The sequence below is a fragment of the Marinobacter sp. genome (genome assembly GCF_040882185.1).
In the GTDB taxonomy this organism is placed as follows: Bacteria; Pseudomonadota; Gammaproteobacteria; order Pseudomonadales; family Oleiphilaceae; genus Marinobacter.
This window is the reverse complement of record NZ_JBBEBW010000025.1, coordinates 1-17,276: the sequence shown is the minus strand read 5'-3', so window position 1 is coordinate 17,276 and position 17,276 is coordinate 1. Positions and strand designations below refer to the sequence as shown.

At 54.8% G+C, this 17,276-nt stretch carries 13 protein-coding genes; 9 read left to right on the top strand and 4 right to left on the bottom strand.

Annotated features, from left to right (window positions below; genetic code table 11):
• Positions 1–116: 116 nt before the first annotated feature.
• From WEB64_RS13785 to atzF, 3 genes are read right to left on the bottom strand one after another with little or no spacing between them, the layout of a single operon-like run.
• On the bottom strand, positions 117–848 hold the full coding sequence (locus tag WEB64_RS13785) for a GntR family transcriptional regulator (protein WP_368060801.1): 732 nt from the start codon (positions 846–848) through the stop codon (positions 117–119).
• Between the two features lie 23 nt (positions 849–871).
• Positions 872–4,504, bottom strand: a complete 3,633-nt coding sequence (gene uca, locus WEB64_RS13780) for an urea carboxylase (protein ID WP_368060802.1) — start codon at positions 4,502–4,504, stop codon at positions 872–874.
• A 13-nt stretch (positions 4,505–4,517) separates the two neighbouring features.
• A complete protein-coding gene (atzF, locus tag WEB64_RS13775; RefSeq protein WP_368060803.1) occupies positions 4,518–6,389 on the bottom strand; it encodes an allophanate hydrolase in 1,872 nt (623 codons plus the stop codon).
• 490 nt (positions 6,390–6,879) lie between these two features.
• On the opposite strand from atzF, the gene urtA reads away from it, so the two are divergent.
• The 9 genes from urtA (at position 6,880) to WEB64_RS13730 (ending at position 16,298) form a co-directional block, all read left to right on the top strand.
• Entirely contained in the window at positions 6,880–8,187 is a 1,308-nt protein-coding gene (gene urtA, locus WEB64_RS13770; RefSeq protein WP_368060804.1) for an urea ABC transporter substrate-binding protein, read from the top strand.
• A gap of 111 nt (positions 8,188–8,298) precedes the next feature.
• Entirely contained in the window at positions 8,299–9,900 is a 1,602-nt protein-coding gene (gene urtB / locus WEB64_RS13765) for an urea ABC transporter permease subunit UrtB (protein ID WP_368060805.1), read from the top strand.
• A gap of 4 nt (positions 9,901–9,904) precedes the next feature.
• Positions 9,905–11,053, top strand: coding sequence for an urea ABC transporter permease subunit UrtC (urtC, locus tag WEB64_RS13760; protein WP_368060806.1), 1,149 nt, complete (start codon positions 9,905–9,907; stop codon positions 11,051–11,053).
• Complete coding sequence (gene urtD, locus WEB64_RS13755; protein WP_368060807.1) at positions 11,050–11,874, top strand: urea ABC transporter ATP-binding protein UrtD; 825 nt, start codon at positions 11,050–11,052, stop codon at positions 11,872–11,874. Before urtC ends, urtD begins: the two co-directional genes overlap by 4 nt.
• 17 nt (positions 11,875–11,891) lie before the next feature.
• Positions 11,892–12,590, top strand: coding sequence for an urea ABC transporter ATP-binding subunit UrtE (gene urtE / locus WEB64_RS13750; protein WP_368060831.1), 699 nt, complete (start codon positions 11,892–11,894; stop codon positions 12,588–12,590).
• Between the two features lie 412 nt (positions 12,591–13,002).
• Positions 13,003–13,428, top strand: coding sequence for a nuclease-related domain-containing protein (locus WEB64_RS13745; RefSeq protein ID WP_368060808.1), 426 nt, complete (start codon positions 13,003–13,005; stop codon positions 13,426–13,428).
• 504 nt (positions 13,429–13,932) lie between these two features.
• The gene (locus tag WEB64_RS13740) at positions 13,933–14,667 is read left to right on the top strand and encodes a hypothetical protein (RefSeq protein WP_368060809.1); all 735 of its coding nucleotides are present in this window, start codon (positions 13,933–13,935) and stop codon (positions 14,665–14,667) included.
• Positions 14,667–15,158: an ImmA/IrrE family metallo-endopeptidase gene (locus tag WEB64_RS13735; RefSeq protein ID WP_368060810.1), complete on the top strand. Its 492-nt coding sequence runs from the start codon at positions 14,667–14,669 to the stop codon at positions 15,156–15,158. The genes WEB64_RS13740 and WEB64_RS13735 overlap by 1 nt, the downstream gene beginning before the upstream one ends.
• Before the next feature lie 9 nt (positions 15,159–15,167).
• Positions 15,168–16,298: a beta family protein gene (locus tag WEB64_RS13730; RefSeq protein WP_368060811.1), complete on the top strand. Its 1,131-nt coding sequence runs from the start codon at positions 15,168–15,170 to the stop codon at positions 16,296–16,298.
• On the opposite strand, the gene WEB64_RS13725 is transcribed toward WEB64_RS13730, so the two are convergent.
• A complete protein-coding gene (locus WEB64_RS13725; RefSeq protein ID WP_368060812.1) occupies positions 16,265–17,047 on the bottom strand; it encodes a sce7726 family protein in 783 nt (260 codons plus the stop codon). The genes WEB64_RS13730 and WEB64_RS13725 overlap by 34 nt on opposite strands.
• Between the last annotated feature and the right edge of the window lie 229 nt (positions 17,048–17,276).

The window sequence follows — 17,276 nt, the reverse complement described above, 5'->3', positions numbered from 1 at the left end:
TCCCTGTAGGGCTCGGGTGTGGCCATCCTTGGCCACACACGGTCCGGGAAGATGCCTCCCCCTCCCACAGCTAGCAAACTTCGAGTTGGCTCAGGGAAAAGCCAGAACGTTTTAGATCAGGATGTTGTCTTGTTTTGCTGATGTGCTCTGGCCGCCTCACGAATCTTCTCCATCGTTATTTCTCTCACAGCCGCCTGACTGGTTCGAATATGTGCAGTGAGCTTTTCTGCAGCGGCACCCGGTTGATTATTGCTGATGGCGTCGAGAATTTCGGCGTGTTCGTTATAAGTAGCGTCGACTCTATCTGCCCTGGTGAAATCGAGCCGGCGGATAATGCGCAGGCGGTCGGTAACTTCCTGGTGGATGCGGGTCATTTCCCGGTTGCTAGCGGCGGCAACCAGCTCGCAGTGAAAGCTTTCATCCAGCGCTCGGGCGGTGCTGCCAATGGCCCTTTCAGACGGATGGTCCGGGTGCCAGATGGCGTTCAGCTGTCGCAGTATCGGCGGTGGCGTCGAGTGGCTGCATATCTTGTGCATGGCAGCCCGCTCAAGCGTGATACGCAAGTCGTAGAGTTCTTCCACCATCTGAAAATCCAGCGGCTTCACCTGCCAGCCGCTGCGGAACAGCACATCCATATGGCCCTCACGCTGTAGCCGGTAGAGTGCTTCCCGCACGGGTGTACGGCTGGCGGAAAGGCGGGTGGCGACGTCGCCCTCGCTGAATTTATCACCGGGAATGAGCCGGAATTCGAAGATGTCGTCTTTCAGTGCTTCATAGACCCGATCCGCCATGCTGCTTTGGCGGCGCGGCTTCCCGGCAGTGGCTTTCTGGCCGGTGGAACGGGTCATGATGCTGTCCTCACGTTGCTATTTCAGGTTTCGATGCTGACAAGAGGCTCTCCCGGTGAGACAGCTTTGCCCGGCTCGCAGTGCAGGGCGCTGATGGTGCCGCTGGCCGACGCGTTAACTTCAAACTCCATCTTCATAGCCTCCACAATGACAATTGGATCACCTTCGGTCACCTTATCGCCTTTTTTCACCAGACACTTCCAGATGTTACCGGCAATCTCCGCACTGACCAGCTCGCCGAACTTAGCCAGGTCGGACGGGTCGGCCTGGGGCGGGGCTTTGGCCAGTTCATCCAGGGCCTCAGCTTCGCTTTCCTTCCATAAGGCTACCTCTTTCGCGTAAGCCGCCTGCTGGTGTTCACGGAAGGCGGCGATATCGTCGGCATGGGCGTCCAGAAAAGCCTGGTGGCTCTTGAGGTCGAAAGTCTCTTCCTCAATTCTAACCTCAAGCTGTCCGGCCCGGAACTGGTCCCGCATCGTGTCCAGTTCCGCCTCGCTGACCGGGTAGTAGCAGACCTGATCAAAAAAGCGTAGCAGCCAGGGGGCGCCGGGTTCGAACTGTTTGTTCTTCAGGTATTTGTTCCAGATCGGCAGGGTGCGGCCCACCAACTGATAGCCACCCGGTGAATCCATGCCGTAGATGCACATGTAAACCCCACCGATACCCACGGTGCCTTCGGCGGTGTAGGTTCGGGCCGGGTTGTACTTTGAGGTTAGCAGGCGGTGCCGTGGGTCCAGGGGTACCGCGCAGGGCGCGCCGAGATAGACATCGCCGAGGCCCAGCACCAGATAGCGGGCGCTGAATACGACATCCTTTACCTCTTCGCGACTGGCGAGGCCGTTGATGCGCTGGATGAAGTCCACATTGTTTGGCAGCCAGGGCGCGGTATTCCGCACGGATTGCCGGTACTTGTCGACGGCTTCCAGCGTGGCGCTGTCCTCGAACGCCATCGGCAGATGAATCACCCGGCTGCGGACTTTCAGTTCATCGGTCGGCGGCAGGGTTTCTTCCAGATCGAGCAGGTACACCATCAGGGCCTGTTGACTGAGCTTGCGGGCATCATATCGAAGCTGCAGGGAACGTACCCCTGGCGATAGCTCAAGCAGTCCAGCGGGCTGGATATCCGCGATGGCTTCCATCAACGCATGAATACGCATTCTGGCACCCAGGTCGAGCACGTTCGGGCCATATTCCAGCAGGATGTACTGATCACCGGCCTGGCGATAGCTGACTTCCGGACGTTTATCATTTGCGGGCAGGTGCGCCAGCAGCGTCGCGGAAAGACCGTTCAGCGGCGCCAGATCAGGCTTTACCCAGTTTGCTCCTGGCTCGCCGTTCAAGGTTTTGACCGCGTTTTCCTGACGTTCTGAAAGCGCTACTGCGGTTTCGTTATCCATGGGTACGAAGCGGATGGTATCGCTGGGTTTAACCTGGCCCACCTTCCACAACTCGGCCCGGGCAATGGTCACCGGGCAGACAAACCCGCCCAGACTGGGGCCGTCCCGGGTCAGGATCACCGGCATGTCGCCGGTAAAGTTGATACTGCCGATGGCGTATTCACAGTCGTGAATGTTGGACGGATGCAGGCCCGCTTCGCCACCGTCAGTACGGGTAAACTCAGGCTTCGGGCCGTTGAGCCTTATGCCCAGGCGGTTGGAGTTGTAGTGGACTTCCCAATCCTGCTGGAAGAAGTTCTCGATGGACTGTTCGGTGAAAAAATCCGGCGCGCCGTGGGGGCCATAGAGTACACCGATTTCCCAGTGGTCCGGATAATTCGGAATCAGGGCCGGGTCTGCCGGGGCCGGGTCGTGGGTAGGCGCCGGCGTGGTACAGGCGGGCAGGCCAGGCTGGCTGATACCCAGCATATCGCCGGGCCGCAGGGGCCGGCCGCCGTGGCCACCAAACTGGCCGAGGGCGAAGGTCGCCCGGCTACCGAGATACACGGGTACGTCAAAGCCGCCGCGCACTGCGAGATAGGTACGGCAACCTTTTACGGCCTTGTCGACTTTCAATACCTGCCCCGCCTTGACGGTGATTGGCTGCCAGAAATCCACCGTTTTATCATCCAGGGTGGCTTCGGTCAGAGCGCCGGTCAGGGCAACCACGGTATCCTGATGAAACTTCAGGGTAGGGCCGATCAGTGTGCACTCCAGGCCAGCGGCATCGTTGTGGTTACCGACGATGCGATTGGCCAGACGGAGGGCGTAGTCGTCCATGGGGCCCGAAGGCGGGGTACCGATGTTCCAGTAACCGACCCGGCCAGGATAGTCCTGCACCGTGGTATAGGTGCCGGGCTTGAGCACTTCCGCCACAGTGGGTTTGAATTCAAAACTTTCCAGCGCACGGGTGGAGACCTGGCCCTCTGCGAAGCTCTTTTGGGCCACCACCTGACGCAGGTAATCCAGGTTGGTAGTAATGCCCATCAGGCGGGTTTCCGCCAGGGCGGCTTTCAGTTTGGCCAGCGCATCGCCGCGGTCGCGGCCGTGTACGATCAGCTTGGCGATCATCGGGTCATAGTGAGCGGACACATTTGTGCCCGATTCCACCCAGGTATCCACCCGTACATCGCCACCGGGCCAGTATACATCGGTGAGTTCGCCGGGGGAGGGCTGAAAATCCCTGAGTGGGTCTTCTGCGTAAATGCGCACTTCCATCGAGGCGCCATTCAGAGAGGGCTCGAAGTTGGCCAGATCCGGGCTCTCACCCGCAGCTATCTTCAGCATCCACTCGATCAGATCCAGGCCGGTCACTGACTCCGTTACCGGGTGCTCTACCTGTAAGCGGGTATTCACTTCCAGAAAGTAAAACTCGTCCCGGTCAGCATCGTAGATGTATTCCACCGTGCCCGCGGAGCGATAGTTGACGGACTGGCCGAGCGATACCGCGGCGTCCAGCATGTTCTGACGGGTCTCGGCGGGCAGATGAGGCGCAGGAGTTTCCTCCACCACCTTCTGGTTACGGCGCTGCAGGGAGCAGTCTCGCTCGCCCAGTGCGACGACATTGCCCTGGCCGTCGCCGAACATCTGCACTTCCACATGGCGGGCACGGGCGATGAACCGCTCCAGAAACACGCCGCTGTCATTGAAGAAGCTCTGACCCTGACGACGCACGGTTTCAAACGCTTCCCGCAGCTCGCTTTCCTGATCACACCGGGTCAGACCGATACCACCACCACCGGCGGTACTTTTCAGCATCACCGGATAACCGAGTTTGTTGGCGACCTCGACCGCCTCTTCCAGGCTGTCCAGCAGGCCGCTACCCGGAGCCAGCGGTACACCGGCATTTTCAGCAATTTCCCGGGCCCGGTGTTTGAGGCCGAACTGGCGCATTTGCTCCGGCGTGGGACCGATAAAGGCAATCCCGGCGGCTTCACAGGCTCCACAGAACTCCGCGTTCTCAGACAGAAACCCATAGCCCGGAATAATCGCTTCGGCGCCGGTGGATTTTGCGGCGGCAAGTATCTGTTTGCCGTCGAGATAGGTTTCGGCGGTGTTGTTGCCGGTCAGCTCCACCGACTCATCGGCCTGGTCTACGTGCTGGCTGTGACGGTCCGGGTGGGCATAAACCGCAACACTGCGGATACCCAGCTGTTTGAGAGTGCGGATGGTGCGAACGGCAATTTCGCCGCGGTTGGCGATCAGTACAGTGCTGAACATGATACGGGTCTCCTTATGCCTTGCCGGTCTTGAACGCGTCGATATAAGCGCGCCAGCCGCCGAATTCGGTGACGTCACGGGCGTTTTCCAGGGCGTAGCCCTCACAGATAAAGCTGTTGACCCAGCGGCCATCAGCCAGCTCGACATTGCCAATGCCCAATGGAGGTGGAATCAGATCAACGAACGAGCCAAAAGCTGTGGCGGCCACTTCCCAGACTTCCAGAACGATGGCCTTGCCTTCGTCATCACCCGACACCCGCTTCAGCCCCGGCTTGGGTGGCGAGGTGTCCGGCAGGGCGAACAGCCGGTAATTCGGGCTGGTGGTGGTTTGCTCCATCAGTACCGCGTTGCGATCTGTGAGCTGGGTATTGAGGGGCATGTCTGTCAGGTGGGCGCCTACAACGGCTACCGTGATGGTGTCCCCTAAAGAAGAGGAAATAGGAGAGCACGACATAACGCAGCTCTCTGTCTTGCCCTCTTTTGGCCGCGGGCGGTCGGTGGCGCCAAGACAGGTAGGGTTGGCGTTCAGCCACCGGCTTGCCAGTTGCTGCAGGTCGCTATCGCGCCAGGCGCCTGCAATCAAAGTGACGCCGAACGGCAGGGCATCGCTGCGAAAGCCGGCCGGTACCGCCAGGGCACATAAATCCGCCAGGTTCACGAAATTGGTATAGGTGCCGAGTCGGCTGTTGAGGGTGACCGGGTCAGCGTTCACTGCCGCAATGCTGGGTGCTATCGGGGCGGTGGGCACCAGTAACGCGTCGATGTCTTCAAGCAGGTGGTCGATCGCCCGTACCAGTTCTTCCCTGCGGTATTGCGCCTTGAATGTATCGGTGGCGTTGAAGTTGGCGGCCTTGCCAATAATGCCCCGAACCACCGGGTTCATGCTCCCCGGATGGGCCGCCATGAAGTCCTCGACGGCTGCGTGGCGTTCTGCCACCCAGGGGCCTTCGTATAGCAGTGCTGCCAGTTCCGATAGCAGGCTGAAGTCGGTGGGAACAAGTGTGACGCCGAGCTTTTCCCAGAGCCCCTGGGAGACGCCCCAGGCTTCCTTCGCGCAGTCATCCCCGAACCAGTCCGGCTCGGCGGGTACCGCGAGCCGTTTGATTTCTCCGGGTTGGCGAATGGCAGGCGCCGCTGCAGGCAGGGTGTCTGGCTTCTGGCGGGAAAAGGCATCCGAGGGCTGATACACCGCTGCCTGCTCATAGACCTCGCCTGCGTCCCCGATTGTCAGCGCAAAAATGGATACGCAATCCAGTGAGCGGCATGCAGGAACTACGCCTTCGATACTGATTGCCCCCCGGGTGGGCTTGAGGCCGACGAGGTTGTTCAGACCCGCCGGTACCCGGCCGGAGCCCGCGGTATCGGTACCCAGCGCAAACGGTACCAGGCCCCGGGCGACCACGGAGGCCGAGCCGGAACTGGAACCGCCGCTGATGACCTTCGGGTCGAACGTGTTGGGCACTTCGCCATAGGGCGATCGTGTGCCCACCAGGCCGGTGGCGAACTGGTCCAGGTTGGTCTTGCCGATCAACACAGCGCCAGCGGCTCTTAGCTTCGCGACAACGGCGGCGTCCTCGTCGGGGCTATAGGTGTAGTCAGGACAGCCAGCTGTAGTCTCAAAGCCGACCGCATCAATATTGTCCTTTATCGCGAAAGGTACGCCGAACAGCGGTAACGCCGCTGGGTCACCGCCTGCTTGAGCCAATACACGGTCCAGCTTCGCGAGGCCGTCATTCAGTTGTGCAGGCGTGGCGAGTGAAATCCACGCGATATCGTCAGCGCTCAGGGAATTACGCAATTCCTGAAGCAGTCTGGCGGGGGTTTGCTCCCTGTCGAGGTAGGCCTGCCGCCAGTCCTGCAGTGTCCATCCGATTGTTGAAGGCATTGTTTGGGTTCCATCAGGTCAGTCAACTTGTATACAACCTGCCTATCGCAACCCGCGTGCCATTTTCAGTTTTAATTTAAAAGCTAATTAAAACAGTATTTTAATAAAGACCGAGAGACTGATGGGTAATTTGAGAGCGCACCACCATAGGACTTCGCCATAAAAAATGGCGTCATTCTGGTGCAATCCGGATAATTTTCACTGTTTAAGCTACCTATAAAAAACTAAATAATTGATTTTTAAATAAATTTATAAAGGTGTTTGAAAGGGCAGTAAAACACGCCACCAAGCCCTTTTGCTGCAAAACAGCGAGTTCCGTGGTGTTCAATAGTGCAGTGAGGAGGTTGTGATCGGTCGATTATATTGGCTTGTATACTAGTTAAGTGTCTGTTCCTGAAAGGTGTTTTAAACAGTTGGAACGCCCGATGCACGGTATCCAGTGCGCTTACCTCGCACGCTAGCTAAAAAACACTGGAAAAGGACGAGCACAATGAACGTGAAGAAGAGCCTCAAACTCGGGTTGTCCGCATTGGCACTGACAGCCTCACTATCCGTTACCGCCCAGGAAGATCCGATCAAGGTCGGTATTCTGCACTCCCTGACGGGCACCATGGCGATCAGTGAAACCGCCCTGAAAGACACCATGCTGATGCTGATCGAAAAGCAGAACGAAGCAGGCGGTGTATTGGGTCGTCAGCTTGAACCGGTCGTGGTCGACCCGGCCTCCAACTGGCCGTTGTTCGCTGAGAAAGCCCGCGAGCTGCTGGCCCAGGAAGACGTTGACGTTATCTTCGGCAACTGGACCTCCGTCTCCCGTAAATCGGTGCTGCCGGTTATCGAGGAACTGAACGGCCTGCTGTTCTACCCGGTTCAGTATGAAGGTGAAGAGTCTTCTGAAAACGTGTTCTATACCGGCGCGGCGCCTAACCAGCAGGCGATTCCTGCGGTGGATTACCTGATGAACAACATCGGAGTAGAGCGCTGGGTTCTGGCGGGCACGGACTACGTTTATCCACGCACCACCAACAAAATCCTCGAAACCTACCTGAAAGATCAGGGTGTGGCGGAAGCCGATATCATGATCAACTACACGCCATTCGGTCATTCCGACTGGCAGAACATCGTCTCCGAGATCAAGCGCTTCGGCTCTGCCGGCAAGAAAACTGCCGTGGTTTCCACTATCAACGGTGATGCTAACGTGCCGTTCTACCGTGAGCTGGGCAATCAGGGCATCGCAGCCTCTGACATTCCGGTTGTAGCTTTCTCCGTCGGCGAGCAGGAATTGTCCGGTATCGACACCGGGCCGCTGGTGGGTCACCTGGCCGCGTGGAACTACTTCATGAGTGTCGACAGCGATGCCAACTATGACTTCATCGACCAGTGGGTCGCACATACTGGCGACGAAGCCGCCGTTACCAACGATCCAATGGAAGCCCATTACATCGGCTTCAACATGTACATCGAAGCGGTCAAGAAAGCGGGCACCACAGACGTGGACGCGGTTAAAGACGCCATCATCGGTGTATCGGTACCCAACCTGACCGGCGGCTACGCCACCATGATGCCGAACCACCATATCACCAAGCCGGTGCTGATCGGTGAGATTCAGGACAACGGCCAGTTCGCCACCGTATGGCAGACCCCGTCTACCGTCGCTGGTGACGCCTGGTCTGACTTCCTGCCGGGTTCCCGTGACCTGATCGCAGACTGGCGCAAGCCGATGTCCTGCGGCAACTTCAACGTCAAAGATGGCAAGTGCGGCGCCTCTGCCGGTGAGCAGGCCCTAGCCGCCGAATAAGCTGATCCATCCGGAGGTGGCCCAAGCTGCCTCCGGAACTGGCCCCGGCCAGCATGCACTATTCGAATTTGCTCACGCAGCAAGACCTATTCCCAGAGACAGGACAGAACCATGGGCATCACCCGATTGCTCACATCGCTGCTTTTTGTCATCGCCATGGCCTCCACGCCTCTGGCAACTGCCCAGGAAGAAGACCCCGGCGTTGCCCTGCTGAATGATCTGGCCACAGCCTCCCCCATGGAAGTCGAAGCAGCGATCCAGGCGATAGCAAACAGTGGCGACGTAAGGGCCAGGAGCTGGCTCGAAGCCTTCGGAAGCAACCGCCTGAGTATCATCAAAGACTCTGGCAAGATCGTTGTCGTACTGAACAATCGCGGCCGCGACTGGACCGTAGCTGACGCCGTCACCAGCGAAGATCTGGGAGAAATCTCCCGCCGGGAGCTGGACCGGATAAACATCAACAACGCCATGCGCAGCCAGCTTGAAGGCACGCTGGCGATGCTCGACCTTTACGCCGACAATCCCGAGCTTCAAGCGCAGGCAGGTAAAGATCTGCTGGGTAAAGTGGACGAGGCCCTGGTCGAACCCCTGAACGAATTTCTGCAGCAGGACCGGCCCCGAGCGGTGACCAATCGTGTGGAACAGGCCCTGGCCATTTACCGGGTGGAACAACTCGGTGATATCAAAGCGGTAGACGTGCTGGCGGGCAGCCTCCATAGCCGCGCCCGAGCTGCCCTGAACAGCGCCGTGGCCAGTGATGACCCGGCGCTGGCAGGCAAGGCCCGGATCGCGCTGGAATCTGTCGAACAGAAACTCAAACTCAACCGCGCCGCTGAGACCCTGTATTTCGGTTTGTCGCTTGGTTCGGTGCTGGTGCTTGCAGCCATCGGCCTCGCCATTACCTTTGGCGTCATGGGCGTGATCAACATGGCCCACGGCGAGCTGATCATGCTGGGGGCCTATACCACCTGGGGCATGCAGCAACTGTTCCCGAGCCAGCCTGGTTTGGCGCTGATATTATCCATTCCTGCCGGCTTCCTTGTGGCCGCCCTGGCCGGTGTCGCCATCGAGCGCAGCGTGATCCAGTTTCTCAAAGGCCGCCCGCTGGAAACCCTGCTGGCCACCTTTGGTATCAGTTTGATCCTGCAACAACTGGTGCGCACCGTGATTTCGCCCCTCAACCGCACCGTGATCACGCCGGAGAGGATGAGTGGCTCGCTGATTATCAATGACGCGCTGTCGCTGACCCTCAACCGCCTGTACGTGCTCGGTTTCGCATTGCTGGTGTTCGCGGCGCTGATGCTGATCATGCGCAAGACCCGACTCGGGCTTGAAGTGCGTGCGGTCACCCAGAACCGGGCCATGGCCCGCTCCATGGGTATCAAGGCCACCAGAGTGGACATCATGACCTTTGCACTGGGCTCCGGCGTGGCCGGGCTGGCGGGCGTGGCGTTGTCACAGCTCACCAACGTAGGCCCGAACCTCGGTCAGAACTACATCATCGACTCCTTCATGGTGGTGGTGTTCGGCGGCGTGGGTAACCTCTGGGGCACCCTGGTAGCCGGGCTTACCCTCGGCACTCTCAACCAGTTGCTGGAGCCCTGGGCGGGCGCGGTACTGGCCAAGATTGTGGTATTGGTCTTCATCATTCTATTCATCCAGAAACGCCCGCGGGGACTCTTCCCGCAAAAGGGCCGTGCGGCGGAGGGCTGATAATATGTGGCTGACACGACCTTTTCATGAGCGTTCTACCCAACTGTTCCTGGGCATTCTGTTTGCTGCGCTGCTGGTGGTCACGGTGCTGCACGTAGCATTGCCCGAGGGCCACCCGCTGCATGTGACCAGTTACACCGTCACGCTGTTTGGTAAATACCTGTGCTACGCGCTGCTGGCGGTAGCGGTGGATCTGGTGTGGGGCTACCTCGGTATCCTCAGCCTGGGCCACGGGGCGTTTTTCGCCCTCGGCGGCTACGCCATGGGCATGTACCTGATGCGCCAGATCGGCGACCGCGGCACCTACGGTGACCCCATCCTGCCGGATTTCATGGTGTTCCTGAACTGGCAGGAGCTGCCCTGGTACTGGCTCGGATTTGATATGGCCTGGTTTGCCTTTATCACGGTGCTGCTGGCGCCCGGGTTGCTGGCGCTGGTGTTTGGCTTTCTGGCCTTCCGCTCCCGGGTAACCGGTGTGTACCTGTCCATCATCACCCAGGCGCTGACCTTTGCGCTGATGCTGGCGTTCTTCCGTAACGAAATGGGCTTTGGTGGCAATAACGGCCTGACCGATTTTAAGGATATCCTCGGCTTTAACCTGCGTACTGACGCCACCCGGCTGGGGCTATTCCTCGCTACCGGTGTCGCGCTGGCGATTGGCTATGTGGTGTGCCACGCCATCGTGGCCAGCAAGCTCGGGCGGGTGAGTGTGGCCTGCCGGGATGCCGAAGCCCGAACCCGCTTTCTGGGTTACCGGGTGGAGCGGGTGCAACTGTTCGTGCTCGTGGTGTCCGCCATGCTGGCCGGTGTGGCCGGGGCGCTGTATGTGCCCCAGGTTGGCATTATTAACCCGAGCGAATTCTCGCCCATCTTCTCTATTGAAATCGTGGTGTGGGTCGCCCTGGGTGGTCGCGCAACTCTTTACGGTGCGGTGATCGGTGCCATCCTCGTGAACTACGCCAAAACCGTGTTCACCGGTGTTATGCCCGATGCCTGGCTGTTCGCCCTCGGTGCGCTGTTCGTGCTGGTCACAGTATTCCTGCCCCAGGGGATCGCCGGACTGCTCAAATCCCGTCGAAAAGCCAAACAGGACGGCCCGGATGATCCCGACCCCGACCCCGACACCCAAAACCCCAGGGAGGCTACCGCATGAGCATTATGAGTGAACTGTCCAGGCGGGACCGGGTGTTCGACTTCTTCACTCCGTCCGACTCGCCGGTAGACGTACGACACGGCCCCATCCTCTACCTGGAGGATGTGAACGTGAGCTTCGACGGCTTCCGGGCCATCAACAACCTGAACCTGACCATCGACGACGGCGAGCTGCGCTGCATCATCGGCCCCAACGGCGCGGGCAAAACCACCATGATGGACATCATCACCGGCAAAACCCGACCCGATACCGGCTCGGTGTGGTTTGGCAGCCGCCACAACCTGCTGACCATGAACGAGCCCGATATCGCCAGCCTTGGCATCGGCCGAAAGTTCCAGAAACCCACCGTATTCGAAGCCCTCACCATCTTCGAAAACCTGGAGCTGGCCATGGCCACCAACAAAGGCGTCATCCCGTCCCTCACCGCCCGCATGACCGGCGAGATCCGGGACCGCATCGACGAAGTGCTCACCATGATCGGCCTGAAAGAACTGCGGGAGCAACCGGCGGGCATACTCTCCCACGGCCAGAAACAGTGGCTGGAAATCGGCATGCTGCTGATGCAGAAACCCCGCCTGCTGCTGGTAGACGAACCCGTGGCCGGCATGACCGAACAGGAAATGGAGCGCACCGCCGAACTGCTCACCAGCCTGGCCGGTAAACAGTCCGTGGTGGTAGTAGAGCACGACATGGGCTTTGTGCGCTCCATCGCCCGCAAAGTCACCGTACTGCACCAGGGCAGCGTACTGGCCGAAGGCACCATGGACCAGGTCTCCGACGACCCGGAAGTGATCAAGGTGTATCTGGGGGAGGAAGCCTGATGTTGAATGACAACCTGATGCTCAAAATCGACAAACTCAACCAGTACTACGGTCAGAGCCACACCCTGTGGGACCTGGAACTGGACGTACTCCAGGGCCAGTGCACCTGCGTAATGGGCCGCAACGGCGTGGGCAAAACTACCCTGATGAAATGCATCATGGGGGAGGAAGACGTCAAAAACGGCAGCCTGCTATTCGCTGGTGACGTAGAACTCACCAAACGCAAAATAGAAGATCGCTCCCGCCTCGGCATCGGTTACGTACCCCAGGGCAGGCAAATCTTCCCGCTGCTCACCGTGGAAGAAAACCTGCGCGTCGGCCTGGCCGTGCGTAAAGATGGCAGCAGGAAAATCCCCGAGCGGGTTTATGAGCTTTTTCCGGTGCTGAAGGAAATGAAAAACCGCCGAGGGGGTGACCTTTCTGGTGGGCAGCAACAGCAGTTGGCTATTGGGCGGGCGCTCGTTATCGAACCCCAAATGCTGATACTGGACGAGCCGGGGGAGGGGATTCAGCCAAATATTGTGGCGCAGATTGGGGAGGTGATTCGTCGGCTAATTGAGGAAGACGGTTTGACCGTTCTCTTGGTTGAGCAGAAGTTGCCGTTTGCTAGGAAGTATGCGGATCGGTTTGTGATTATGGATCGGGGGCGGAGGGTGGCGGTGGGAGCCATTGCCGAACTGTCTGACGAACTCATCAAAAAACACCTGACGGTGTGACCATCTACGCCACCAGTCTGCTTCTCTGGCGTGCCCGGTTTATCGCGAGCAACGCTGATTACCGTTTCTATGGGGGCCGGAAATGGGCAGCGTCCATTAAACTGGGCTTTGAGGCGGGCCAGAATATTCTACTACCCGTAATTTAAAGAAAAGTTACCAATTCGAACGTTACTTTATTTGCTCCCTATCCATTTAGAGTCTATAAAACTGACATATCGTTTTAAATAGCTCGTACCAAACGCTGGCTTATCAAATTCACTACTGAAACGGCACGCGCTGGCCCGGGAAAATCATGGACATTTCACCAGCGCTTCAGCCCCTTTTCACTCTTCTGTGGTTTCTTCTCCCTTTGGCCATCCTTGGCGCCTTGGTGAAATCCCCGTGGTTCAAGGGCTGGGTAGGGGAGTGCAGGGTGAACGTGTCCGCCCGCCTGTTTCTCGACAGGAAGACCTACCACCTGATTCGCAACATCACCTTGCCCACCGAAGACGGTACCACCCAGATTGACCACATCATCGTCTCGCCCTTCGGTGTGTTTGTGGTGGAAACCAAGAACATGAAGGGCTGGATTTTCGGCAGTGCCCACCAACCCCAGTGGACTCAGAAAATCTTCAGGCACAGTCAAAAGTTCCAGAACCCGCTGCGTCAGAACTACAAACACGTGAAGACCCTGCAGACACTGCTGGGCCTGACCGACAGCCAGATCCATTCGCTGGTAGTGTTTGTGGGAGATGCGACCTTCAAGACTGAAATGCCTACAAATGTGACGAAGGGCGGTGGGTATTTTTACGGTTTATCAAATCCCACCGGAGCACGGTACTTACACCAGAGCAGGTGAATGAGGTTATTTAACGCATCGCGTCAGAGCGACTGACCGCGTCACTCAAAACTTCTCGCGCACATGTGCGCCATGTGCAGGCGTTAGTCGCTGGCAAAACCCAACAGATGGATTTTGGCGGAGCGACGGACCGGGACAGCTTGGTTCACCGAAGACACCCCCGCCGCAGGGGCAGAGGGCTGAAGCGGACTTTGGCCGTGGTTGCCATACTGATTGCGGTTGGCTATTCGGGAGCTCCAATTGAATTGACCAAATTAATCGCGGCAAACGTCACTCAGAAAGTCCAGGCGAACGTGACAGACCGGCCCCAGGTTATAGCTCCACAGGTACAGCCAGACCTTGAGGCTCAACGTGTCCGTAGGGTAGCCGCAGAAAGGGAGAGGTTAGCGGTCGCCAGGCAGTCGAAGGAGCAGTCTTTTGAACGTGCTCTTGATGAGCACTATTTGGCGCCTGAGGGCTGTGATAATTGGAAGTCGGACCGGCATATGGTGGAGTGTGTGAACCATGGGATGCGGGCAAGGGCGCAGTTCATGGAAAGGTTTTATGGTGGGTAACGTGGGGGCTAGCATGTGGTTGCTTTCAGTAGTACATAGATCATTCTCCACAATTTATATTATTTGGAATTTAGGAACTATCATGAGCTTTGCTTTGAGTAATATTTTCCGTGGTATTTTGTTCATTCAGATAACATTATTCATTACAGTACCTGCGCATGGAGACACAGAGCCAAGACAAGGGTTCGAGGACTACTTAAGTGTCTCTAAGGTTAATGATGCTGAGAGTGATGTAGAGAGAGATAAAAAGATTGCTGCACTTGTAAATATAATTACAGAACAGGGGGATAAAATAGACCAACTAGCGGAGAAGGTTCGGTATTCTAATTCGACTAATGGTATTGATTTTGCTCAATGGGTCGGTGTTTTGTTGGCGTGTGTGGCAGTTATAATAACTGTACTTGGTGTAGTTATTGCCATGTTTTCATTTTTCGGTTATCGAAAAATAATGAGTAGTGCGGAAGATAACGCAGCCGAAAAAGCTCGTGAAGTTGCCTGCGATCTTATTAAGTCTACAATTAATGAAACAACCAAGCTCGAATTAATTAAGTTATTTGAAAGCAATAAGCTAGACGATTTTCTTATGGATGCGGCAGGCAAAGTGATTTACCATGGTATATCACGAACGCATTTGGATGAAACTAACGACGACGATAATGCCGAAGAAGAATATAAGGAATTATAATGGCCTCTTTAGAGTGGGATAATTTGCCAGATAATCAAAAAAAGGTCATAGAGAAGCATCAGACGAAATTCCCAATTCCAGTCGGAGCGATTGCTAAAGAATTAGGGATAATGGTTAAGAAATCTACATTACCTGCTGGAATATCAGGTGAAATAAAAGAGATTAATGGTGTTTGTCTAGTACGAGTAAATCGGCATGATGTCAAAGCTAGACAGCGATTTACTCTCGCACATGAAATAGCTCATTTTCTTTTACATCGGGACCGCCTAAGAGGCGGAATAACTGACGATGTTCTATATAGATCGTCACTGTCAGATGTCTTGGAGGCTCAAGCAAATAGGCTTGGAGCAGATATAATAATGCCGTTTCACTTGATAAGGGCCAGCCAGTCATTTAAAAGTGATTTGAAGAAAGAAGCACAATGTGAGGCGATTGCTGAGGAGGCTCAAGTGTCACCAACTGCGATTAAAATTCGTTTAGGGATAATTTAGGAGAGGATCGTGTTCTCCACGATTAAAGATCTGGGATATAAATATGTTCCAATATTGGCTTTAAGTCCATCAGAGATGGTTGCTTATGAGGAGTTGCCCAATAAAGAAAAAGATTTAATTCTTCCGCTGTTTCCGTTAAAGGGTTGGTCAAGTTCCAAGGAGCTAGACAATTCTATTGATCGAATCGATAAATCGGTAGGGCAACGTCCTTGGATAGCCGACATTGACGGAAGTTTCTTGTCGGGAAATAAAGAATTTATGCTCACGGGAAAGTATCCGAGACCCGTTTTTGAGCAGATTGCGGCACTCTCAGATCCAAGTAATGGGTATGATAATTGGTTTCAATATGTAAAGGGATTGCCAAACTCAATTCCTGTCGTTCAATTGACCGACTTAAGTCAGTTAAGAATTCAGTACATTAATCTTTTATCATTACAAAGAGGCGTAGTTCTTCGGATACCGATGAATGATGTAAGAGCATCGGATTTACAATATATTGTTAGCGTAGTGAAAGACTTTGAGTCTAAAGATCTCTTGGTGATCTTTGACTATGGTGACATTAATGCGGAGGCTTTGGCCTTTATTGAGCAGTATTCACTCTTGCTTAGGCGATTTTATTCTGAACTAAAAGGGGGGCTTTATTCTGTTTCAAGTACATCATTTCCTTACAGTTTTCCTGGAACATATAGAGGGGAGTTACCAATTTATGAAAGAAGGCTTTATAGAAAGGTTCTCAAAGAATGTGAAGAGGTAGATATGATCTATTCTGACCGAGGCTCTACTCGGGCTGGAAAATTAACAGGCGGTGCAGGCACACCTCCGCCGCGGATAGATTACCCATTGAGGGATGATTGGAGATTTATAAGAAAGGAGTTTGGTGACCCTAAGAATATTAGCGAAAGCGAAAAGCTTAGAATATATAGAGAAATAGCGCGGGAAATAATGACTAGTGATTATTGGCAAAATGGATTGCGGCTTTGGGGAACTCAGATGATAGAACGGACTAGCTTCGGGGACGAGTATGGTATAACGTCTCCAAACCGAGCTACAGCGGTTAGGATAAACATTCATTTGTATCAACAGTTACATTATAATGATCCGTTAGATCAACTGGATACAGATGAAGATTGGGAAGACTGATTAAGGCTACTAGTTGTCGGCTTATCTTCATGTGTTTCTAGGATGGGAACTTTTCCTTGAAAAATAAGATCGATAACAAGCTCATTTGAACCTGAATGATAAGGATCAATATTTCTTTTGAACCACTCTATATACGGGCTTAACCTTTTAAGGTCATCTATTTTAACAATACCTTCAGCTTTTTGCCAAAATAATGCATTGGTTAGCTCAAACTTGCTCTGAAGCGATTTTATTGCCGTTTTTCTAATTTTTTTAACGGGTAATTCTCTGAGAGAATATATAATTTCGCTCCTATTTGAGTTATAAACTCCAAGATCTTTTGCGATTCTTGATAAATCACTTGTTCTCATGAAGGCAAGCAATAATTCTTGGCTCATTATTTCTATTATTTTTCCTCGTTGGTGAACAATTACTTTATTGTTTTTTTGCTCCCATATGGCGACATTTTTCGGCGCAATACGTAGTATTTTAGGTATGTGTTTTGTTGCAGCAACGATTGTAACTTTATCAAAGTATTCTAAGTATTTGGCTATCTGTCCTTCGAGGCGTGAAAGTGTGTCACTTTCACTTTTGATCTCGAAAGCATAGAGCCTATTTTTCGCGACCACCGCTAAATCAACACGACGGGAGAAATCACCAATTGTGAATTCATTAATTATGGTGTCTTTACTTGTTAGTTGGCCCTTTTCTATTAAGTAGTTAATAGTCGTAGCCTTCATTTGTGGTTCAAGAATCTTTGTGGAACTCATTTATACACATTCCAATGAAGGTGTTTATTTGTCACGTAGATTGTAGTTTATATTATAGCAGCCCCACTACACACGTTCACGATAAGAATTGTTGGCACCCCGTAATCAAAATTGACGCACTGCAGCATCATCCTCCGCACCGCGGTTTCGGTGGGAGTGCGCGGTAGATTTACCGTAAGCGGTCCACGAACTACACCGGAATGGTTTCGCCGTGATGCCAGGGTAATAA